Origin of the sequence: Pontiella desulfatans (assembly GCF_900890425.1) — a bacterium.
Classification (GTDB): domain Bacteria; phylum Verrucomicrobiota; class Kiritimatiellia; order Kiritimatiellales; family Pontiellaceae; genus Pontiella; species Pontiella desulfatans.
This window is the reverse complement of sequence record NZ_CAAHFG010000001.1, coordinates 3,459,439-3,484,027: the sequence shown is the minus strand read 5'-3', so window position 1 is coordinate 3,484,027 and position 24,589 is coordinate 3,459,439. Positions and strand designations below refer to the sequence as shown.

Annotated in this window: 12 protein-coding genes; all 12 read left to right on the top strand. The window is 53.8% G+C overall.

The window, feature by feature from the left end:
- Positions 1-2: 2 nt before the first annotated feature.
- Positions 3-2,600 carry a beta-mannosidase gene (locus E9954_RS12270; protein WP_136079455.1) on the top strand — a complete coding sequence of 866 codons (2,598 nt, stop codon included), beginning with the start codon at positions 3-5 and terminating at the stop codon, positions 2,598-2,600.
- Entirely contained in the window at positions 2,506-5,163 is a 2,658-nt protein-coding gene (locus E9954_RS12265; protein WP_136079454.1) for a glycosyl hydrolase family 28-related protein, read from the top strand. Before E9954_RS12270 ends, E9954_RS12265 begins: the two co-directional genes overlap by 95 nt.
- A 54-nt stretch (positions 5,164-5,217) precedes the next feature.
- The gene (locus tag E9954_RS12260; protein ID WP_136079453.1) at positions 5,218-7,185 is read left to right on the top strand and encodes a sulfatase family protein; all 1,968 of its coding nucleotides are present in this window, start codon (positions 5,218-5,220) and stop codon (positions 7,183-7,185) included.
- 150 nt (positions 7,186-7,335) lie between these two features.
- Positions 7,336-8,742 (top strand): sulfatase family protein, encoded by a 1,407-nt coding sequence (locus tag E9954_RS12255; protein WP_136079452.1) that lies wholly within the window; start codon positions 7,336-7,338, stop codon positions 8,740-8,742.
- A gap of 13 nt (positions 8,743-8,755) precedes the next feature.
- Complete coding sequence (locus E9954_RS12250) at positions 8,756-10,216, top strand: sulfatase family protein (RefSeq protein WP_136079451.1); 1,461 nt, start codon at positions 8,756-8,758, stop codon at positions 10,214-10,216.
- Between the two features lie 17 nt (positions 10,217-10,233).
- Positions 10,234-12,048, top strand: a complete 1,815-nt coding sequence (locus tag E9954_RS12245; protein WP_136079450.1) for a sulfatase family protein — start codon at positions 10,234-10,236, stop codon at positions 12,046-12,048.
- 121 nt (positions 12,049-12,169) lie between these two features.
- Positions 12,170-14,605 carry a DUF3604 domain-containing protein gene (locus E9954_RS12240; RefSeq protein WP_168442196.1) on the top strand — a complete coding sequence of 812 codons (2,436 nt, stop codon included), beginning with the start codon at positions 12,170-12,172 and terminating at the stop codon, positions 14,603-14,605.
- Positions 14,606-14,635: 30 nt separating this feature from the next.
- Positions 14,636-14,773, top strand: a complete 138-nt coding sequence (locus tag E9954_RS32465; protein ID WP_168433098.1) for a hypothetical protein — start codon at positions 14,636-14,638, stop codon at positions 14,771-14,773.
- A 257-nt stretch (positions 14,774-15,030) separates the two neighbouring features.
- On the top strand, positions 15,031-17,145 hold the full coding sequence (locus E9954_RS12235; protein ID WP_136079448.1) for a hypothetical protein: 2,115 nt from the start codon (positions 15,031-15,033) through the stop codon (positions 17,143-17,145).
- A gap of 162 nt (positions 17,146-17,307) precedes the next feature.
- The gene (locus E9954_RS12230) at positions 17,308-17,670 is read left to right on the top strand and encodes a hypothetical protein (RefSeq protein ID WP_136079447.1); all 363 of its coding nucleotides are present in this window, start codon (positions 17,308-17,310) and stop codon (positions 17,668-17,670) included.
- A 23-nt stretch (positions 17,671-17,693) separates the two neighbouring features.
- The gene (locus E9954_RS12225) at positions 17,694-21,257 is read left to right on the top strand and encodes a sulfatase-like hydrolase/transferase (RefSeq protein WP_168442195.1); all 3,564 of its coding nucleotides are present in this window, start codon (positions 17,694-17,696) and stop codon (positions 21,255-21,257) included.
- A gap of 397 nt (positions 21,258-21,654) precedes the next feature.
- On the top strand, positions 21,655-24,534 hold the full coding sequence (locus E9954_RS12220; protein ID WP_136079445.1) for a CBM96 family carbohydrate-binding protein: 2,880 nt from the start codon (positions 21,655-21,657) through the stop codon (positions 24,532-24,534).
- Positions 24,535-24,589: the final 55 nt, after the last annotated feature.

Genomic DNA, 24,589 nt, shown 5'->3' with positions numbered 1-24,589 from the left:
AAATGATCAAGACGATTGACTTAAATGGGGATTGGCTGCTTTGCGAATCCGGCGAATCGGCAACCTGGCCGGCCCGCGTGCCCGGCTGCGTGCAGACGGATTTGCTGCGGAACGGGCAGATCCCCGACCCGTTTGTGGGAACCAACGAAAACGAAGTGCGATGGGTCGCTGAAAAGGATTGGGTCTATACCCGCACCTTTTCGCTGAGCGCTGCGGATCTGGAAGAGGCGGTTGTTGAACTGGTCTGCGAAGGCCTGGATACCGTGGCGGCAGTCTATGTAAACAGTCAGGGTGTCTTGGAATCCGACAATATGTTTTTGGGGCATCGTGTGGATATCCGGAATGCGGTTCGTGCAGGGGAAAATGAGCTGCGCATCGTTTTTCGAAGCATTCTGGAGGTGGCGCGTGAGCGCGGCCCTCAGCCGCTGGATGTGATGGGTTCTGAATTCGGTGCGGGCCGCGAGTATGTGCGCACGGCGCAATGTTCGTTTGGCTGGGACTGGGGGCCGGCGTTATTTAATACCGGTATCTACCGTCCGATCCGACTGGAACTTCGGTCCCGCAACCGCATTGATTCAGTTCTGATTGAGCAGGATGTCGATCCGGCGTGCGTTACGCTCAAGCTCTCGCCGGAGCTGGCGGAAGAGGATGCTTCCGCCCAGTATCGCGTGGAGCTGTTTTTTGAGAATGAATGTGCCGCACAGATCGAGGCGGCCGGGGCGGCGTTTGAGCTCGACGTAAAAGATCCGCAGTTGTGGTGGTGCAATGGCCTTGGCGAGCAGCCGCTTTATCAGCTGCGGGTTTCGTTGCTGGATGGAGAGGCTCCGGTTGATGTCTGGGAGCGGCGTATTGCTTTGTGTGATGTCAAACTGGAGCAGAAGCCGGATCAGTGGGGTGCCAGCTTTCAGTTTGTGGTGAACGGGGTTCCTGTTTTTGCCAAGGGATCCAATTGGATTCCGGCGAATCCTTTTTACAGCGAGGTGACGACGGAGCAGTACCGGGAGTTGATTGGAAGCGCCCGTGCGTCGAATATGAATATGGTGCGCAACTGGGGCGGCGGGCTTTACGAGGATGATGCGTTTTATGACGCGTGTGCGGAAAACGGCATCATCGTCTGGCAGGATTTCATGTTTGCCAATGCCTATTATCCGACGGATGAGCTGTATCACTCCATTCAGCGTGAAGCCGCCTATCAGGTGACGCGGCTCCGGCATCATGCTCATATCGGGCTTTGGTGCGGGAACAATGAGATGGAATATATGGCGTACTGCATGGTCGGCAAAGATGATGAGCGCGTGAAAAACTATGATACGCTTTTTAACCACTTGCTGCCCGATGCGGTAGAGGAATTCAGCCCCGGCATGGCGTATATTCCGGGATCCGCCTTCAATCCGGAAGGGTTTGATCTCGGCGATCCGAACAACCCGGAGAGCGGCGATGCGCACTATTGGGATAATGTGATGTATGGGACCCCGATCGAGAATGTCTCGAAACTGGAGACGCGATTCCTGTCGGAATTCGGCATGCAGGCCTATCCTCACCCATCCATGCTCAACGGTTTTGTCAGCGACCTAAACATTACAGGTCCCGAAATGATGCATCGTCAAAAGCGCGGGGAGGCGACGCGGGTCAACTATAACTATATGATGCAGCTTCACCGAATGCCGAAGGATTACGCAGCGACGGCCTATCTGTCCCAGCTGGTGCAGGCGTTCTATGTGCGGATGGTTGTGGAGCATACACGGCGCAGTATGCCGCAAACCATGGGCGCTTTGTATTGGCAGATGAATGATTTCTGGCCCGCCATCTCCTGGTCGGGCATGGAGTTTGATGGGCGCTGGCGCGCGCTTCAATATGAGGCCAGACGCTTTTTCGCACCGTGTTCGGTTTCGGCCAAGTGGCTGGGCGAAGAGCAGATGCTTGTGACCTCGAACACGATTGTTTCAACGGTTCACGGGGCAGAACTCTGGACGGTTTATGATGCCGGACTCCCCGCGGGGGAAGGAATTCTTGATTGGATCCTGTTCCGGGTCGACGATGGATCGGTCCAGTTGGAGGGGCAGACGGCGGTGGAGCTTGAGCCGGGTGTTTCGTGTTGCCAGCTAAAGCGGGATTTTACGGACATTTTCGATAGCAGCGACCGCAGCCGCTTTGTGTTGCGCACCCGCTTATCCGCCGTGGGGCAGCCGCAGTCCGAACACTCGCTCTATTTCTGCGCTCCGAAGCAGATGGAGTTTAAGCAGGCGGGGATTTGCTCGGAAATCAGCCAGACTTCGGATTGCACGGCGCGTGTTGTAATCTCCGCCGGGCATGTTTCGCCCAAGGTCATGCTCGACTTCGACGATTGCGGGCGATTTACCCTAAGCGATAATTTTATTGATCTATGGCCGAACGAACCGCGCGAAATTGACGTGGTTTTCGAACAACCGATATCCTTGAAGCAGGCTGAATCCGCACTGCGCGTCTTCAGCTATGCCGAGTCTTATGAATTAAAAAGGAACGAATATGATGAACTCGAAAAAAAATATGATCCGGGCGGTTTTGATCGTCCTCGCTATGAGTGCGCAAAGCCTGTGGGCGTCAAAAGCAGCGTTTGTTGAAACGATGTTTCCGACGGAAGATTATGTGATTGCGAATGTCTCCATGGAGCCGACGCCGTCAAAAACAGACGGAGATTCCGCGCGCATTCAGAAGGTGATTGATCAGCTGGCAAAAAAGGGCGGAGGCGTCATTTTTCTTAGCGCCGGGCACTACACCATTGATCAGAGCATTCTTCTGCGCCAGAGCGTGACGCTTCGCGGGGACTGGGTTGAGCCGACGGAGAAGAATTGCGAGAAGGGGACGATTTTAAACATTACGGCTGACCACGGGAATGAGAAGGCACTGCCGGCGTTTATCATGAAACGGAACAGCGGCCTGCGGGAACTGACGTTTTATTATCCAAATCAGGATCCGCTTAAACCGGTGCCGTATCCCTGGACGGTTGGGAACGATGAAAAGGATTATGATCGAAAGGTGGTCAACCAGGTCGGGATGGAATTGGCACCTATGGTGAAAAACTGCACGTTTGTGAATCCCTACCGCGCCATTACCACCTCCAGCTGGAATAATGGACAGTATTATTTTATAAATCTCTATCTGTCGCCGCTCAAGGTGGGGGTTGCGTGTAACTTTGTGACCGATATTGGCCGGACGGCGTACATTCATGTCAGCCCGCGCTGGTGGGAAGAGTTTAAAGGCGCGAAGACGATGCTCAACAACAGGCAGAAATCGGCGTTGCGGGATTATATGTTGAAGAACGCGTCCGGTTTGACAATCGGCCGGCATGACTGGACCTATATGTATGACATCAATGTTGAGGGGTGCAAAAACGGTATTTACTGTCACAAAAACCCGAACGGGATCTACGGCCCGAATGGCGTGCTGTTTCGGGCGAATATCCGCGATTGCGAAGTGGCGCTCAATGCGGAGAATGTCATCAGTATGGGAATCGCTTTCACGGGCTGTTCGTTTGAAGGCCGGAAGCATGCGGTGTTGAAATCACAATGCGGCGACAGTGCGTTGCAGTTTAACAGCTGTAGATTTTCCAGCAAAAGCGATTCCGCGGTGCTGATTGACGGCGGGTATGCGTCGTTTGTGAACTGTACATTTGAGACGTGGTCCGGGACAGCGGCGGTTTATGCGCCCGCCGGCGCGTTGACTGTTGTGAACAGTGATTTCAAGCAGCCGAAAACTCATATTCGTATGGACAAAAAGGTCTATTCGGGAAGTCTCCTGTCCAATCGTTTCAAAGGCGCTCCGCGCATTCAGAATTACGCGAAAAAGGGTGTGGTTGAGATTGACCATGAGCAGCAGGAATTTGCGAAGCCCAACATAGAACCGATGAATTTTCCGCCGGAACCCCAGCCGGAGCGCCGCGCGCTCTATTCCGTTCTTGATTTCGGTGCGTCGCCGGATCTGGATGATAATACCGAAGCGTTTCAGAAGGCGCTCGACAAGGCGGGCAAAGATGGCGGTGGAACCGTGTATGTGCCGGCTGGAGATTTTTATTTTGAAGGCGGCCTGACGATTCCATCCGGGGTGGAATTGCGCGGTATTTATGAAGGGCCGCATCATACCACCAGTCCAGGATCGCTGCTGTTGCCGCTCGCCGGGCGCGGCTATGAGGAGGGGACGCCTTTCATCCAAATGGAATCTGAATCCGGGATGCGGGGAATTACAATTTATTATCCACAGCAGGATTGGTATCGCTCCACCCCCTATCCCTGGACCATTCGCAACCTGGGTCCCGGCTGCTGGCTCATGTTTGTCACGTTGAGCAATCCCTACCAGGGTGTTGATTTCTGGACCAACCCAAGCGAAGGACACCACATCAAATACCTGGCCGGATCTCCGATTCGTCGCGGGTTGTTTGTGAGCAAGTCCAAAAACAAAGGCTGGATCCAGGATTCGCAGTTTGTTTGCAATTATGCCATTTGGACACCGACCCGGTTGAATGATCTGGATGTGCCCGCCAATGACTGGCGCAATGTATCGTTGATGACCACGCAGATGGATAATCTGGAAGCCTATAAGTTCGGAAACCTTGCCGATGAGCAGGTGATGGGAACCTTTGTCTATTGCTCTCATGCCGGCTTAACGACCGCTGCAGATGATTACGACGGGCATGTTTCAGGCCCCAATATGCGCGTCGTTCAGCATGGTACGGACCTCGGTGCTTACGGCTTTCGTATTCAGGCGGTCGGAAAGAAGGGGGTGGAATTTATCAACTCGGAGCAAACCCCAAAAACGTATGTGCAGCACGGCGGGATTGTTGTCGAGGATTCCTGCAAAGGGGAGGTCTCATTCTTTAACTCCGCTTCATGGTCCACCGCGAAGAACTTCGCGTATTTGAAGGGGGATGCAAAGGTGACGATTCAGCAGTTTAACAACCGTACGGGCCCCATCTTTGTTGAAGGATCCAACGTGCAACTTGACGTCGGGCATTATGACCGCCCGGACTATCGGGAGAAGAAACAGCTGAAGGGCAGGGGCGTGCGCGAGCTGCTGCCTCATGTCAATTTGACCGAAGAGGCGAAAGACACGCGCCTGCTTGGGCATACCGTTTCGTCTGATGATGAAACCGGGTGCTTTGAGGCGCGTGTGGGGCCAATGCGAAAATAGGGAAGGCGGCTGCGGTTCGACATTCAAAAAGGATGCATCGCTAAGGAAAGAAGAATGATGATGAAATGTAAACATGGTTTCGTTGCCAGTTGGGCTTTGGCCTGCCTGTTGTTGAGCGGAATGGCCGGATGGGCGGAACAGAAAAAGCCCAACATCTTGTTTGTTCTCACCGATGATCATCGGTGGGATGCGATGGGATTTACCGGAGCCTATCCGTTTCTGAAAACGCCTAATATGGACCGGCTTGCCCGCGAGGGCGCCCATTGTGCAAATGCGTTCGTCACGCTCGCGATGTGCTCGCCGTCGAGGGCGAGCTTTCTGACGGGGATGTATCCGCACGAGCATGGGGTTTACAACAACGAAGATTTGCGTGAGTGCGACTGGCGCAAAACCCCGTCGTTTGCCGCTTATCTCCAGAAAGCCGGCTACGAAACCGGCTATATTGGCAAATGGCATATGGACCATAGCAACGACGCGCGACCCGGCTGGGACTTCTGGGCAACGTTTTCGGGGCAGGGGAAATATAACGGCAATGACATTGTGGTGAACGGTAAAAAAGTCTACGAGCCGGGATATGTTTCCGATGTGCTCAACCGCTATGCACGTGAGTTTATCGAGAGTGATCGCGGCGATAAACCGTACATGCTTTACCTTTCCCACAAGGCGGTTCATGCACCGTTCCTGCCTTCCGTACGACACAAAAACCTCTATGCGAAAGCCAAAATTCCGAAGCCGGCCAGCTATGGAGAAGACATGTCGAATAAGCCCGTTTGGCAGACGGTCCACTGGCGCGGCGCCACGATGCTGAACGGAAAGATGTGGAAGTTTGATGACTATGATTTTTCCAAACCTTGGAATCCAGAAGGACACAGTGCGCCGATGCATAAAAATTATCTGCGCTCTCTCTCTGCGGTGGATGAGGGGATTGGCGGCATTCTTGACCTGCTTGAAAAGCGGGGAGAACTCGATAATACCGTTGTGATTTATGCGGGCGACAACGGCTTTATTATCGGCGAGCATACTCGGGCCGATAAACGGGTGGCTTACAACGAATCCATTCGCATCCCGTTCCTGGTACGCTATCCAACGCTGGTGAAGCCCGGCAGTACGATTGATGAAATGGTTCTGAACATCGACCTGGCGCCCACGCTGTTGGAGCTGGCTGGTATCAGCAAACCGGCGGCCATGCAGGGCGAATCGATCCTGCCCCTGTTTAAAGGCGATGCCAACGGTTGGCGCGATGATTTTCTTTACACCTACCATCAGGATCTTCAACCGCACCTTCCGCGGATTACCGCCGTTCGCAGTAAAGACTATTTGCTGTCTGTCTACCCGGGTCGCCCGGAGGATAAAAACGAACTCTATGATCTGAAGCGCGATCCCTATGAAATGAACAACTTGATCGACCATCCTGAAATGGCGCCCATTCAGAAATCAATGTTTCGTCGCCTGGACGAGCTGAAATCTGAGTTTGCTTATCGCGCCGATGTTCCCGATCCGCATCCGGGGCGCTGGGGCGGCGGGAAAATCGGCAAACTTTACAGCTTGCCGAAGCCCCGACAGTTCAAGGCCGAGACGACGTTCGATTTCCAGAAAAACAAAGAGCTGGATATGCGCTGGGGAACCTATGAAATCGATCTGAAGTTTAAGGCAACCGCCGATGGCGTGATTGCTTCACAGAAAAGCTCGCACTTAGGATATGTCATTTGCATTGAAGGCGGGCGGCTGCAGTTGGTGATGGCTCAGGCTTATGGAAAGTATATTCTTGAATCATCCAAACCGGTTTTAAACCGAACGGTTAACGCCCGCATTACCTACAGCAATGCCACAAGGGTTTTCACGCTGGAGGTTGACGGGCGCAAAGAGGCGGAAGATCAACGGATTAATACGATTTCCCATTGGGGTTCGGGCCTGCAGAAGGTTCGCTTCGGGCGTATTGATTCGGTTTGGCCCAACACACACTCTACGCCCGAGAGTTTCCAGGGAACGCTGGAGCGTTTTGAAATCAGTCGAAGCAAGTAAACAGAGTTCCTTGAAATCCTCGCATTTTAATCGAACGAGCGTGGGGCAGATAAGCGGAGGTAAACGTTTATATACAAGGTGCCGGTTTGGTGAAAAGTTTCCTTTTGTACGAAGTGGTTATAATTTTGATGGATAGAACGGAGTAATAAGATGAAAAAACATGGGTTGCAGAATCTTGTAGTACTGTCTGCATGCGCATTTGTTTGCGGTGCATTTGCGGGAAAGCCGAATATTATTTTCATTCTGACGGATGATTTAGGTTATGGCGATCTGGGGGTGATGGGGCATCCCTATGTTGAGTCACCCAACATCGACCGGTTGGCAAACGAAGGTCTCCAACTGGAACAGGCGTATACTGCTGCGGCTTGGTGCTCGCCCAGTCGGGCGGCGTTTATGAACGGGGTCTATCCGGCACGGGAATTTAATAAGACCAGGGTGCTTTCCGCGGATCGGCCCACGCTGACGAGCATGCTGAAAGAGGCGGGCTATGCTACCGCCCACTTCGGGAAATGGCACATGGGTCACGGTGAGGGTGCGCCACCGCCTGTAGAGTACGGAATTGACGAGAGTTTTACGAAGTACAGTAGCGGGCCGGGATGGACGGACAAGGAGATGAAGCAAAAGCATCACCGCGAAAAAACGGCGGTGCGTTATGTGGATCTCTCCATCGATTTTATGACGCGGAAAAAGGACCAGCCTTTTTTCATCAACCTCTGGGTGCATAACACCCACGCCGTTGTGAATCCAACCCCCGAACAATTGGCGGTCTATAAGGACCTGGAGGTGTCGATCGATGATTTTGAATATCCGCTGCAGCGTGAGTTTCTGGAGTTTGTTGGCAAGCATGGAAATGTGCAGAAAGCCATGCGCGCTTTTTGTGCCGATGTGACCGCGCTCGATAACGAGATTGGCCGTCTGCTCGACAGCCTTGCTGAGCTTGGGCTTGAGGACAATACGATCGTGGTTTTTACGAGCGATAATGGCCCGGCTCCGTTATTGAATGTTGGGCACTGGGACCAGATTGTTCCGCGGTTTAAGAAAAGTCCGAACTTGATGAACAGTGTCGGCTCCGCCGGACCCTATCGGGATCGAAAAATCGCATTGCATGACGGGGGGATTCACGTCCCGTTTTTCATTCGCTGGCCCGCGAAAATCAAACCCGGCATTGATCGCGACACGGTATTTTGCGGCGTTGATTTGATGCCCACGCTTGCCGGACTGGTCGGTGCGGCTGCTCCGGCGGGAATGGATGGTGAAAATCTTGGTGAGGCATGGCTCGGCGCGCCGCAAGCCCGGAAGGAAATGCTCTTGTGGAGCGATACTTCCGCATGGCTCGCATTGCGCGACCGGCAGTGGAAGGCGCATCTTCAGAGGGGTACGATTCGTCTCTACAACCTGGACGAAGATCTCTCGGAGTCGAACGATCTGGCCGGTGCCTACCCGGAGGTTGCCGCGAAATATTTTAAAACGCTTAAGCAATGGGAGGCCTCGATTTATCCGAATGGGGCATCGAAATCCAAAGCGGGTGGTAAGAAAAAGAAAAATTTAAAACACTAAGCAGGGCGTTGATATGAGAACAAACAGACTGAAATGCGCGACATTATTAAAGGGCGTTGCTCTGCTTTGCGGGGCGGGCATCGCGGCTTCTTCCGTGCCTGCCGCTGTGGCGGCTGGACAAGGGGCATCCCTGAACAAACCGAATGTTATTTTTATTCTGACGGATGATTTGGGTTATGGCGATCTGGGGGTGATGGGGCATCCCTATGTTGAGTCACCCAACATCGATCGGTTGGCGAACGAAGGGCTCCAGCTGGAACAGGCGTATACCGCTGCGGCCTGGTGCTCGCCCAGTCGGGCGGCCTTTATGAACGGGGTCTATCCGGCCCGGGAGTTTAATGCAAACAAATGGGTGCTTCCCGCAGATCGGCCCACGCTGACGAGCATGTTGAAAGAGGCGGGCTATGCCACCGCCCACTTCGGAAAGTGGCACATGGGTCACAAAAAGGGTGCGCCGCCGCCCGCCGACTATGGTATCGACGAGAATTTTGGCACGCAGAGCACCGGGGCGGTATGGACGGACAAAGAGATGAAGCAAAAGCATCATCGCGAAAGAACGGCGGCCCGCTATGTGGATCTCTCTATCGATTTTATGACGCGAAAAAAGAATCAGCCCTTTTTTATCAACCTCTGGGTGCATAACACCCACGCCGTTTTGAAGCCCACCCCCGAACAAAAGGCGGTTTATAAGGATCTTGAGGTGTCGATTGATGATTTCGAATATCCGCTGCAGCGCGAATTTCTAGAGTTTATTGCCAAGCATGGAAATGTGCAGAAGGCCATGCGCGCTTATTGTGCGGATGTGACCGCCGTCGATAAAGAGATTGGCCGTCTGCTCGACAGCCTCGCTGAACTTGGGCTTGAGGAAAATACGATCGTGATTTTCACAAGCGACAACGGTCCGGCGCCGGTTTTGAAAATTGGGGATTGGGACCAGATTGTCCCTCGGTTTAAGAAAGATCCGGCCCTGATGAACTGTGTCGGCTCCGCCGGACCCTATCGGGATCGAAAATTCGCTTTGCATGACGGGGGCATTCATGTTCCGTTTTTCATACGTTGGCCTGCGAAAATTAAACCCGGTATTGACCGTGATACGCTGTTTTGCGGCGTTGATTTGATGCCCACGCTTGCCGAGCTGGTAGGTGTGGCTGCTCCGGATGACATTGATGGCGAAGATCTTAGCGCGGCATGGCTTGGTACCCCGCAAGTTCGGGAGAAAACGCTCTTGTGGAGCGATAATTCCAGATGGCTCGCATTGCGCGACCGGCAGTGGAAGGCGCATCTTCAGGGGGATACCGTCCGCCTCTACAACTTGAACGAAGACCTCTCGGAGTCGAACGATTTGGCCGGTGCCTATCCGGAGGTCGCCGGAAAATATTTTAAAACGCTCAAGCAATGGGAGATCTCAATCTATCCGAAAGGGGCATCGGAATCCAAGGCTGGTGGTAAGAAAAAGAAAAATTTAAACCACTAAAACTGGAAGTTTATAAGATGAAAAACAGGCTGAAATGCGCGAAATCGTTAAAGAGGGTTGCTCTGCTCTGCGGGGCGGGCATCGCGGCTTCTTTTGTGCCTGCCGCCATGGCGGCCGGGCAAGGTGCGTTCGGGAATAAGCCGAATGTTGTTCTGCTCTTTATTGATGATTTGGGATATGGCGATATCGGGCCTTACGGCTGCAAAGACATTCCAACACCGAACATTGATAAGCTGGCGGAGACGGGGGTGGTTTGCACCTCGTTCCATGTGGCCAGTGCGCCCTGCAGTCCCAGCCGTCATGCCCTGATGATGGGGGAGTATGCCCAGCGTTCCGGCAAGTTCGGCATGGCACGCGGCCAGCCGCTGCCCTCCGACCGGCCGACCATGGCGCAATTTATGTCGGATGCAGGATACGCGACCGGGCAAATCGGCAAATGGGATCTGGGTGACAGCACTCAGGGCCCCCTGTCCGTAGGATTCGATGAAACCCGAAAAAATGCGCCGATGAAGAAATATTCGCCGGATGAGCTGAAGGCGTTGGAAGAGCGGATGGTTAAGCATGGTGTGAAGAATACGAAGGCCCTGCTTAAAAAATATAAGCAAAGTTCCCGTTTTTTTGTAAAAACTCCGGACGGCAAAGACCAGTGGCTGACGGATTATGATGGCGATATGATGGTTGACTTCGTCAAGCGTCATAAGGATGAGCCGTTCTTCCTCTACTTCTCGCCGAACGCGGTTCATTCGCCAAGCATGGAGGCGCCGGAATCCTATATCAACCGCACGACCGCCAAGGGCGTGCGGCGGTTTTTGGCCGGCGCTATTGTGTCGGTGGATGATCAGGTTGGGAAACTGCTCAAGGTGCTGGATGAATATGGATTACGGGAGAACACACTGATCGTGTTTGCCAGCGACAACGGCGCAAATCTGGATGAAGGTGGTTCTTCAACGCCCTATGCCGGGGGTAAACATGGCGGAACGCAGCAGGTTGGCTGGGTGCGGGTTCCCTGTATCTATTCCTATCCCGGAGTGATCCCTGCAGGTAAGCGGTATGACGGACTGAACAGCAGTTTTGACTTCTTTTCCACGTTTGCTGTTGTTTCGGGACACCCCGTGCCCGGGAATCTAGACGGTGTGAATATGATTCCGCATCTACAGGGAAAAAAAACGGGCGTCGCTCATGAGTTTCTCTTCCAGCTCAACTGCGATCCCTCGGACATGGCGCACCGTAATGTGGTGGCGGTTCGTTGGAAGGACTGGCGCCTGTATCGAAAATCTGAAACGGATCAGTGGCAACTGTTTGACCTGAACGCGGATCCAAAAGAAACCAAAGACGTGTCAGATGCCCATCCTGAAGTTGTAAAACGCATGGACGAGGAGTTTGGCAACTGGAGAAAGACTCTTCCGGAATGGAAACCGATTCCTCCCCGTAAAAAGAGAGACACCCCGTTAATTCCTCAAGGCTATGGGTGGGCTTCTGCCAAGGAACAAGCATCGGGTCGTGTGCCCGCGAAAGAGGCGGGTAACTACCTGACCCTTGAGGCTCCGAAACAGCTGGTTGCCGGAAGTACCGTAACGGTCAAGATTACTCACAGGATTCCATCGAAGCTCGGTGAGCAGAAAATCCATGTAACCCTGAAAAGCGGGCAAAAGAAGGTTAAGCGGCAGGTGCTTAAAGCTAAAGGAACCGGAACGCTTGATGTGTCGTTTTTGGTGCCGAAAGAGTATGCCGGGAAATCCCTCAACTTTGCCGCGTTTGCCGGGGAGGAGTACAAGCAGCGCCTTCAGAAACCCCTCCCGCAGCCCCTCACTGAGCCCGTGATCGTGAAATAGAAATTCTAACAAGGAGATGAAAGAGATACTGCTGGAGTGGATGGAAATGGTTAATCACTCCAAACTGGAGCAGGCTCGAAAAGCCCTTTGTTTAGATGAAAGATCTGTAGGAGAAATAAACATGAAGTCAGAGCAAAAATCTAAACAACCGAGTGGAGAGTATCCTGCCTGTCAGGATCTTGATATACCGGCCGACGGCGGCATGTCCGAATGGTCGCGCAGGTCGTTTCTCAATATTATGGCTGCCACGGGGGCACTCACGTGTGTTCCGAGCGGGCTGTTTGCAGCGCCCGGAGGGTCACAGCCTGCCGTGTCGTGGCCGGAAAAAGTGGAGCAGTTTCCAGCGATGGCCTGTGATGCGGCGGGCACGGCATGGATGGCGTTTTTGTCGCGCCCGAAACGCCGCGGTTTTGTGCGGGTCGATCGGGTCGTTAACGGTCGGCACATCAACTGCAGCTCACTGGATACGTCCAGGGCGACGGCCATTGGCATTCCATGTCTGACGGGTGAAGCCTCCGGCTGCACGGTTGTCTTCCCTCTTGAAATCAAGGACAAATGGCAGATTGCGTTTGCGCGCATCGATGGCTCGGGTAAGAAGTCTGAACTGCAGATGATTTCATGCGAGGGCAATGCCAACTTGTCGCCCGTTGTTGCTTCGAACAAGGGCACAACCTGGATTCTCTGGGAATCGAACGCGGGAACGCACCGCGGGATTTATGCATGCTGCGTGACGAACGGGAACGTTGGAATTCCGCAACGTATCACGGCACCGGACGCCAACAGTTACAACCCGACGATCGTTGCATTGCCGGACGGCCGGTTCTTTGCTGCCTGGGATTCCTATCGTGAAGAGCAGTCGAATATCTACGGAGTCTGGTGCATCGACGGCAAATGGCAAACCGAAATGTCGTTGACCCGTGATGCCCGCATCGAGCGGCACCCGCATTTGGCGGTGCGCGGAACTGAGGTTTGGATGGCCTGGCAAGCGAACAGCTACCCGAAGATAAATCTGAACGCTCTGGACGAGCAACGGGTTGTTGTGGCACGCCTTGACAGTGAAAAACTTATGATGCCGACAGATATGTTTGAGAGGGTTTCCATCCCCAAGCGCCACCTTATGCGGCCGCGCATCGGGTTCGATGCGTCCGGCGCGCTTTGGTTGTCGGCAACGCTTGGTGCGAAGAAAAAGCAGGCTGGATGGACTCCGGTGCTGTGGTCATACGGCAAAGACGGCTGGTCTGAAATAATCAAGCTTAGCTCGCAGGAAGGGCGTTGGCAGCCTGTGCCGCTGGCATTTCCGAAGAGCGGCAAGGTTGTTGCGAGTTCCCAGTATGATGACTTGCCGAGGACGTGGGACGACACGCTTGGAAAATACCGCGACTGGAAATCCGGCATTGCAGTCAAGACATTGCCGTCGGAGGAACCCGGCAGACTAACCCTCGTTCCGTTGGCCATGCCTGCGACGGAATTTTCGCTGCCCGCGAAGTCGAAATTCTGCAACGCTACATTCCCGCGACAGACGTGGAAGACGCACTCCGGCGAGTTATCCCTGTTCTTTGGCGACTTGCATGATCACACCGACATATCCGTATGCGACCGGCGTTTTAACCCTCCGGGGCACGACCTGTATGCGAACGTGCGCGACATCGAACAACTTGATTTCTGCGCGATTACCGACCACGGGTATAATTTTGATCCTCAGCAGTGGAGTCTCAATGCTGAACAGACGCGGCAAAACCACGACCCCCAACGGTTCATCACGTTCCTCGCGCAGGAATGGACATCGAGCAGAGGCCCGACTTCCGGCGGCCACGGCCACCGAAACCTCATCTTCCTGGATCCGTATCAGTCGAAGTTCTACGATTCGTTCGAAAACAAACAGACTCCGCGTCAGGTCTGGGACGATCTCAAAGACACCGACTTTATCTTTATCCCGCATCAGCTTGCCGACGGGCAGCACAAGGGCAGCGGCAATCCTCCCACCGACTGGACGTATACCGACGAACGGCTGCAACCTGTGGCCGAGATCTTTCAGGGTCGTCAATCCTACGAATATCTGGGTTGTCCGCGACAGGCGCCGCATGGCGAACCTGTAAAAGGCAATTACCTGCAGGACGCATGGGCCAAGGGCATAGTGATCGGGGTCATCGCCAGTCCCGATCACGGCGGCGGCACCGGCAAGGCCGGTGTGTGGGCGCAGGACCTGACACGCGAGAGCATCTTCGAAGCGATCCGCGCCCGCCACACCTTCGGTACGTCCCATCCGAAGATGGGACTCCAGTTCAGTGCCGGCAACGCGATCATGGGCGACAAGGTCAAGCGCCCGAATGGCCCGATCAAGTTCCTCGTCAAAGCCGTGGCTCCCGATGCGATCAAAGAGGTCGTCATTTTTCGCAACAACAAGATCGTCCACCGCGCCGCTCCCGGCAAAGCCGAGATGGTGTTGGCGTGGACCGATCAGGCCCCCCTCGACGAGAAGCATGTCTGGTATTACACCCGCATCCAGACGAACGACGAGGAACTCGCTTGGAGCAGTCCAATCTGGTTTGTGGCATAGAGCCCGGGCTTTTGTCTTTGAGTCGTTACGATGGAGGCGTCATTTGTAATACCGAAAGAGTATGCCGGGAAATCCCTCAACTTTGCCGCGTTTGCCGGGGAGGAATACAAGCAACGCCTCCAGAAATCCCTCCCGCAACTCCTCACCGATCCCGTGACGGCAAAATAGCAATTCCGATAAGGAGATCGAACAGACTTTTTGAAAACCGGTGGCCTGATTGATCTGCTTCCGATGTTTCAGGACTATTGTCAAAAAGTTCCAGCGAGCGGTTCAGGAAAGAGAAGATCGATTCTGGCCTTTTAATCCAGCGCAACGGGTGCGTTAGGTATGGGTTGCTGGATGTCAACGCTTTTGGGAATATGCCATCCCATAGAAAAAGGATTAGCGGGCAAGGGGCCTGCATGTAACCCAACAGGAGCAATGAGATGGTAAAAAGAGTATGGATCATGGCGGCAGCGTTGATCTCGCTGGCTTCGATAGCAAAGGCGGTAGAATACCAAAACACTTCAACAAATGCAACCTGGTCGGTCATCGATGACTGGGAATATTGGCCCGTTGATGGTTGGGTGGCCGCGACCAACCTGCCGGGTACCAATGATAATGTCCGATACATAGTTGACGGGAAACTCCGGATTGAAACGGTTTCTCCGTCGATCGGGATTTTGGAAATTGGCGTTATCAGCACGAACATTGCGGAAGTCTTGATGTTGAACTACAGCACTGAGTTGTCGGTGACCGGGCTCTATGTAGCCAACAGTGCGGGTGAACGAGGCTATATTGGATTATGGGATGCAATGCTGAACCTGGATGGCCCGACTATTATCGGAAAAGACGGAGGAAACGGTAGGATGGTGATCGGAAGTAAATGGTCAAGGGCGGATGGCGACAGGGCGTCGACTCCTCCTGATCCGGCCGAGGCTTTCGTTGTGGGATACTCGACGAATGCCGTCGGTGTGTTGAATGTTAATGGAACGCTTTCGTTGGTGAATAACTTCCTGTATGTGGGGTATGACGGGGCGACCGGAACGGTTAACCAAGCCGGCCTCGACTCTTTTGTTAAAGTAACGCAATTGCGGCTCGGTCATTCGGGCGATGGCGTCGCAACCTATAATCTGACCGGAGGTGAGCTTCGTATGAGCTCCCAAAGGGGGGGTTACAATCCCGGTCCCAATGCCGAATTGCACTTTGCCGACTTCGGCGTTTTTACCCAGTGGGGTGATCAAACAACCACGATCAGCAATCTGATCGCCGATGGGGTCATCACCTGGACCAATGGGCAGCCGATGCTGACGACTGACTGGGAGCTGGCCTGGACCAACAGTGCCGGCAACAGTGCGCTCTATGCCGACACGGATGGATCGGTGAACAGCGGTTACACTACGGTCTGGGCATCGCCCATAGCTCTCCCGCCACCGGAGGATGATGAGGGCTTAATCAATTTTGATTCGATCCAGGCAACAGTGGACGTAAACATAAACGGCGGTCTGGATGTGGATACCAATACCAACAAAGTTCGCAACCTGAGTCTGACGAGCCTGTTGTTTGATAGTACGCTCGATCAGCACGATATGTATGGCGGGTGCAAGTCCCAGTATAGTCTGGATCAAGTCAATTATCTGATCGCAGCTGAAAGTGCTGCCAAGCACAACCTGCGGTTCCGCCCCTGGACTCGTACTGACCCTCAGGATTATATCATCGATGCGGTGGTGCTTTGGGATCAAGCGGCCTTTATGGATGGGTTTGATATGCAAACCGTTGTCTTTACCTCCCAATCCTCATTTACACTGGAGGTCGATGGTGGTTTTACGACAGGAACTGGCTATGACGTGCGTATGGTTGTACGTGACGGGGCATCGCAATACTATGTGTCGGAAACCGTCGCTCCGGACGGAACCACGATTGCCGTGGAGAACCCGGACAGCTTGCAGTGGGCAACCTACGATTTGACGGAAGGTTCCAGCAACTTCGCATTTGCGGACGGGGGGATCGGGACATACGGTGCGCACACCTTTACCGATGTGCAGCAGGTCGGTTTTGCATTTAACCATAGCTATGGCACGGCGAAGGCGGCGGACTTTTCCATCACCAAATTCGTGGTGAAACGGGTTGATACCGCCGTCAGCAACAGCTCTCCCGCCGCGGTATATGCCGACTGGCTGAGTGCGTATCCCGGCGTGGGCAGCGAATCGGAGCTGACCGACAATCCGGATGGGGACGCGCTCGACAACCTGGCGGAATACGCGCTCAACGGCAACCCGGATGACGATACCGATATCGGCATTGCTCCGGTTGCAAGCACTGAAGCCGGCTGGTTCTACTATGTCCATGCCCAGCGCGACGATGCGGATGAGCGCGGACTGATCTATCGCGTGCTGAACGATACCGACCTGGTTTCCGGCACGTTCGTTAATACAGATGCGGAAGTGGTCGGCACCAACACGAGCTATGGCATAAGCGGCTTCGAAACGGTCACCAACCGTGTTCCAACGGATGTCCTCGGCGAGCAGTTCCTGAAGCTGGAAGTGGAATCAAGTTTCTAATGTGAACAGCGATCGAGCTTCATGTGACGCCCGGTGCGGGCTGGTTCCGACCGGGCGTTATATATGAAATTTTTTGCGGCCATTTTGCTTTACAGCACGGACAGTAAAGAATGCGGATACTTTAATAAATATGCACGCAAGCCAACAGTTATAAGATGGTTAATGATGAAGTTGTTATTCGGAAGGGTTGTTTTGTTCGGGTTCTTTCTCTGCGCGGTGGGGCCGTTGCGTGCGGATGTGGAAGGCTATTGGCGATTTGAGCAGGGCGCTGTGACAAATGATTCCAGCGGGAACGGGCTCGACCTGGGGCAAACCGGGACTGGGATTTCCGGGGTAAGCCGTCCGGCAAGCGGTTCCGGCTCCATGTTGTCCACCATCCCTCTGACCGGTGCGACGAACAACGGGGTTGCTTTTCTGAACGGGACGGGGGATCAGTGGTCGGTTGCGGATAATGCCCTGCTTGATTTCACTCCGACCGGTTTTACGTTCGAGGCCTTTGTGACCGGCAAAATCACAACGAGTTAAAGGAAATCACGATGAGAAAAAAAATGAAAAAGCAAATGGTGCTAGCGGCGTTGGCGCTCACCCTTATGCCGGTTGGGTTGCAGGCAACCCAGCAACCGAACATTATCCTGTTTCTGGTCGATGATTGCAGTACGCATGAGCTGGGCTGTTATGGAAATACGATGGTGTCGACGCCGAACATTGATGCGTTGGCCGAGGGCGGCATTAAATTCAAGACCGCCTGGGCGACGCCGGTGTGTGTGAGTAGCCGTGCGGCCATCATGAGTGGTCAGTATGGGTTCCGCAACGGCGCCTACGGCAACACATATATTGAATACGAAACGTACAAAGCCATGCCTCTGGAAAAAATGACTCTTTTCCGGGCGATGAAGGAATCCGGATATGCAACGTTTCACGGAGGCAAATGGCATCTGCCTACCTCTCCGGAGGATTCGGAATGGGGTGTGGATGAATATTTTATGTACGGCTCACTGATGGGCGGTGATGGATTGAAGCAGGAATGGATCCAGGAATATTTCGGTCCATGGTGGTTTTGGGGGAACGCAAACATATTTTCGCTGACCTATGAAGAACAGCACAGTCCATTAGCAACCTGGCATCCGATGGTGATTGAAAATGACCTTCTGCGATCGACGGGACCCGATGATTTCGGCCCGGAAATGCTCGGGGATGCTGTCCTTGATTTTGCACAACGGAGTAAAAACGACGAAAAGCCGTTTTTTATCTATTATTCTTCCCACCTGACCCATTTTCCCTGGACGGAGATGAAAGCGCCGGGCGACCCTGAGGTCACGAAAACGGAGCCGGGCATGGTGTCCAATGTACAATATCTTGATACGGCAGTGGGCAGGCTGGTGAACGCGCTCAAAGCGATGGGTGAATACGAAAATACGGTCATCTTTTTCATGGCGGATAATCCAACCTATGGCATCGGGAAAGGCGCCGCTTCGGAGATCGGTGCGCACGTGCCTTTTATTGTGGCCGGGGGATCGAACTGGGTTAAATGGAATGGCGAGACTGGAAGTTTGACCGATTGCGTGGATCTGTATCCGACCTTGCTGGAACTGGCCGGCCATCGGGTCTTGCCTTCGCAGGTGCTGGATGGACAAAGCCTGGTCCCGTTGCTGGAGGGCGATCATGCACATAGCCGTGAGTGGATCTTCAGTTATGTATTGGGTTTTCATCGGATGATTCGTAATCGGGACTATTCGCTGGATGCCCAGGGACAGCTTTGGCGCTGTAATCCATCGGGGAACCCTTTCACGTTCGAAAAAATTGAGACGTACGATGAGGCCAGCCAAAACGCCCGGATGGAATTGGAATCCCAGTTGGAGCATCTGCCGATTCCTGATGAAGACCGGATGGAAGAGAAGCCGATCATATATGAGCAGTATCTCGAATTCTTGGCCGGTCAGTTAACCTGGCGCCAGGAACAGGCGGAAGACCTTTACCAAACCGGAGTTCAATCCCTTTTAAATCGGCCGGAACGACTGCAGTATGACCTTAAACCTGCGTATATACCGCCGCAAGCGGCAACATACCAATACACCTCAACCCTTGGAACCTGGTCGGAAACCAATAATTGGGAATATTGGCCCGTTGATGGTTGGGTGGCCGCGACCAACCTGCCGGGTACCAATGATAATGTCCGATACATAGTTGACGGGAAACTCCGGATTGAAACGGTTTCTCCGTCGATCGGGATTCTGGAAATTGGCGTTGACGGCGATGCGAACAATGCGGAAGTCTTGATGTCCAACTACAGCACTGAGTTGTCGGTGACCGGGCTCTATGTAGCCAACAGTGCGGGTGAACGAGGCTATATTGGATTATGGGATGCAATGCTGAACCTGGATGGCCCGACTATTATCGGAAAAGACGGAGGAAACGGTAGGATGGTGATCGGAAGTAAATGGTCAAGGGCGGATGGCGACAGGGCGTCGACTCCTCCTGATCCGGCCGAGGCTTTCGTTGTGGGATACTCGACGAATGCCGTCGGTGTGTTGGATGTTAATGGAACGCTTTCGTTGGTGAATAACTTCCTGTATGTGGGTTATGACGGGGCGACCGGAACGGTTAACCAAGCCGGCCCCGACTCTTTTGTTAAAGCAACGCAATTACGGCTCGGTCATTCGGGCGACGGCGTCGCAACCTATAATCTGACCGGAGGTGAGCTTCGTATGAGCTCCCAATGGGGTGTTTACAATCCCGGTCCCAATGCCGAATTGCACTTTGCCGACTTCGGCGTTTTTACCCAGTGGGGTGATCAAACAACCACGATCAGCGACCTGGTCGCCGATGGGGTCATCACCTGGACCAATGGGCAGCCGATGCTGACGACTGACTGGGAGCTGGCCTGGACCAACAGTGCCGGCAACAGTGCGCTCTATGCCGACACGGATGGATCGGTGAACAGCGGTTACACTACGGTCTGGGCATCGCCCATAGCTCTCCCGCCACCGGAGGATGATGAGGTCTTAATCAATTTTGATTCGATCCAGGCAACAGTGGACGTAAACATAAACGGCGGTCTGGATGTGGATACCAATACCAACAAGGTTCGCAACCTGAGTCTGACGAGCCTGTTGTTTGATAGTACGCTCGATCAGCACGATATGTATGGCGGGTGCAAGTCCCAGTATAGTCTGGATCAAGTCAATTATCTGATCGCAGCTGAAAGTGCTGCCAAGCAAAACCTGCGGTTCCGCCCCTGGACTCGTACTGACCCTCAGGATTATATCATCGATGCGGTGGTGCTTTGGGATCAAGCGGACTTTATGGATGGGTTTGATATGCAAACCGTTGTCTTTACCTCCCAATCCTCATTTACACTGGAGGTCGATGGTGGTTTTACGACAGGAACTGGCTATGACGTGCGTATGGTTGTACGTGACGGGGCATCGCAATACTATGTGTCGGAAACCGTCGCTCCGGACGGAACCACGATTACCGTGACGAATCCCGACAGCTTGCAGTGGGCAACCTACGACCTGGTGGACGGGTCCGGCAGCTTCGCATTTGCGGACGGGGGGATCGGGTCATACGGCGCGCACAGCTTTACCGATGTGCAGCGGGTCGGTTTTGCATTTAACCATAGCTATGGCACGGCGAAGGCGGCGGACTTTTCCATCACCAAATTCGTGGTGAAACGGGTTGATACCACCGTCACCGAAGACACGCCGGCCACGAGATATGCCGACTGGCTGAGTGCGTATCCGGGAGTGGGCAGCGAATTGGAGCTGACCGACAATCCGGACGGTGACGCGCTCGACAATCTGGCGGAATACGCGCTCAACGGCAACCCGGATGACGAGTCCGATATCGGCATTGCTCCGGTTGCAAGCACTGAAGCCGGCTGGTTCTACTATGTCCATGCCCAGCGCGATGCTGCGGCTGAGCGCGGACTGATCTATCGCGTGCTGAACGATACCGACCTGGTTTTAGGCGTCTTCACCAATACGGATGCGGAAGTGGTCGGCACCAACACGGGCTATGGCATAAGCGGCTTCGAAACGGTCACCAACCGTGTTCCAACGGATGTCCTCGGCGAGCAGTTCCTGAAGCTGGAAGTGGAATCAAGTTTCTAATGTAAACAGGCATCGAACTTTATGTTGCGCCCTGCACAGCTTCGCTCCTGCCGGGCGCTACGCATGAAGGCCGCGGTCGTTTGACGGTGTTGCACCATATTTAAAGCAAAGATAGAGTGTGAAATCATTGATCAAGAGAGTCTTGTTCGGGCTGGCTGCGTATGCGGCATCATGGTGGGCAGCAAAAAGCTGGTCTACATCTGGCAGGGGCAAACAGCCTTGCGAAATATGTTTGGCGGACATTTTGCTTTATTGTGCAGACAGTAAATGGTAAACGTTTGCATTGGTTCGGCTGTGGTTGGATTGGTGGTGAACGTTTCGGGATTTCCAATGTCTGGATACGGCGTGAGTTGCAATGCGTTGTTTTTCAGGGATTGATAAATAATAGGAGCTGGAAATGAGATCGTTGTTGATAAGGAGTGTTTTATTCGGGTTGCTGCTGAGTGCGGCGGGTGCGCTGAGAGCCGAAACGGTGGGATATTGGCGGTTCGAGCAGGGTGCTGTTACGAATGATTCCAGTGGGAACGGGCTCGACCTCGGGCAGACCGGGACCCGGATTTCCGGGGTAAGCCGCCCGGCGAGCGGCCCCGGCTCCATGTTGTCCACCATCCCTCTGGGCGGGGAGACGAACGACGGAGTTTCTTTGCTGAACGGGAAGGGGGACCAGTGGTCGGTTGCGGATGATGCCCTGCTTGATTTCAGTGCGTCCGGTTTTACGTTCGAGGCCTTTGTGACCCCGGTTCTGAGTAATGGATGGACCGTGGTCGCGATCAAGGCTGAAGAGTGGCGTGTCACGATTGGTGAGGATACCGGGAAATTGCAATTCTCGTTGAATAACGGCTCCGGGGGGTGGGTGTCCAGAAGTTTTGTTCCGAATGGAACAGACTCTTTTGCGGGGGGGAAAGATTATTATGTCGGGGTCTCTGTAGGCCCCGATGGTTCCGCCGCCTTTTATTATCAGGATTTGACGGAAGGAACGCTGTTCAGCTCGACTGCTGATTTTAATGTCAGCGTAACGAATTTGACGAGTGATCTTCGGTTGAATGGGAGTGCAGCTAATCAGGCGCTGCTCTATATGGATGAGGTTCGTTTGAGTTCCGGGGTGGTGAGCGCATCGGATTTGCTGCCGGTCAAGGGCGCACTGGTGACGGACTTTCGGGTCGATGGGGCGGATACATCTTCGATTGATCTGACCTGGTCGAATCTGGCCGGTTCCGTTGTGGTGGAGTCCTCGACTACGTCGCTGCCGCTCATCGATTCCGTGCAGGATTCATTCCTGGATTCCGAGGGCGTTTCGGGAATCATCAAGCTGAATCTCCAGGCTGTGGATGACAGTGCTTCGAGGTTTAATCCATTTACATGGCGCGGCGGCGGGCAAAGCGCGGGAAATGTAGTCCACACGATGTCAGGCCAGGGATGGGGAGTTCAGACGAGTGCAAAAACGAATGGCGATATTCAGGACTCCGAGGCGCTGATTTTGACGTTTGACCTGAGTGAACTCTCCTTGGGGGCGGATCAGACCCTTGTGCTTTCAGCAATTGATTTATTCAATGATGTCGATGCATACAGCGGCGATATCTGGATGCGGAATCATGATGTTCCGGCGGGAACGGCCGGTGCAGGGATGATGCTCGCGAATAATGTCGTTACCTTCTCGGATCCGATGCCGATTCGTGATGGCGACCAGATTGCCCTGATGAAAGGATCGACGCCGGTTCGGCTTGGAACGTTGAAATTTGATATTCTGCCGGCAGGATTCAATGTGCCGCACATCTCTTTTGCATTGGACTCAGGGAACATGGTCGTCGGGGCAACGAATCTGTCTGCCGATGCGTACGTGACGGTTCAGCAGCGTGAGAGCCTGACCTCCGGCGCGTGGTCGGATGTGGCGGTCACCAGTGGAGTCAGCCTGGCCGAGTGGACGTTCCCGATGACCAACGCGGCGGGCTTTTTCCGTGCGGGAAGCAGCGACACCTATCCCGTGCCCCGGTTCGGATATCTTTTCAAGCCGGTCGACGACTCCTTTGTGTCGGGGGAAAATACCACGTCGAACTATGGGTCGAACACCAACCTTTCGCTCCGTACCGCCGGGACGGGACAGAAACTTTTCTCCTATTTGAAGTTTGACGTTGATGAGGTTCCCTCTTCGATTTCGGAGGTTTGGCTGAAGGTGTATGCCGCCCAAGCCGTTTCCAATACGGTCTGGGTTCGTGTGGTTGATGATAACGCGTGGGATGAAAGCACCATCACATGGGCTAATCGTCCGGTTCCGGGCGACATAATCAAGAGCAAGGATTCTTTTTCCAAGGGTTGGAACACCTTTGATCTTTCCGGCCACATCACCTCGACGGGAACCTATTCGCTTGCACTTATGACCAGCGATCCGGATGAGCAGGTATTGATGTCCAAAGAGTCGGCATACGATCCGGTGTTGGAGATTCGCGAGACCCCGGATGGCCCCGAAAAGCCAGTGGGGCTGTTTGCCGGTGGCAGCATGTATGGCAGTTACGGTAATAATGCTGCAGAGGTGAAATCGTCCGGATTCGACACCCTTTTGCTTTGGAGTGCAAAAGTAAAAACATCGGGCGAAATCTACTACAACCTATCCGAGAACGAACTCACGCAGTATGGCAGCTATATTGGCGAAAAGGATTGGATCGAGCAGCTGCTGGATCTGAAAACGGCGCCCTCAACCGTCAAGCGGATTGAATTTTCGGTGAGTGCGTGGGGGGATGCCAGTTTTGCGAATATCGATGCATTGATCGAAGCCGAGGGCACCGGCGAAGACAGCCGGCTCTATCAGTCTTTCAAGGTGTTGCGCGATGTGCTGGGCGCCGATGCCATCAACTTTGATGACGAGGAGCACTATGACGTGGATTCCATGGTTGAGTTCAGCAAAATGCTCAGTGTCTTGGGGTATAAAGTGACGCTTTGCCCGTATATGAGGCCGGAGGGCGTTTGGAATCCTGTATACGAACAGCTCGAAGCCTACCAGCCGGGGCTGTGCGACCGGATTTATGTGCAGTGTTATGCCGGGGGCGCGGCGAATTATCCTGAGGACTGGAATACCAAATTTGACGGCGATCTCAAGGTGATCCCCGGGCTGTCGATCAACCCGGATGATGCTGGAGGGAAAACCCCCGCAGAGGTTGAGGCGCAGCTTTCTGAATGGAAGGATCATTGCGGAGGTGGCTTCATTTGGCTGCATCAGCAGATCCTGAATCAGGGATACGGCGTTTCGAACGTTGCGAACGCGGTAATTAATGGCCTCGAATAGAGGCTGGCCGATCCTCTCGCTCGTTCCGGCTGGTGTTACGCATGAAGGTTGTTCG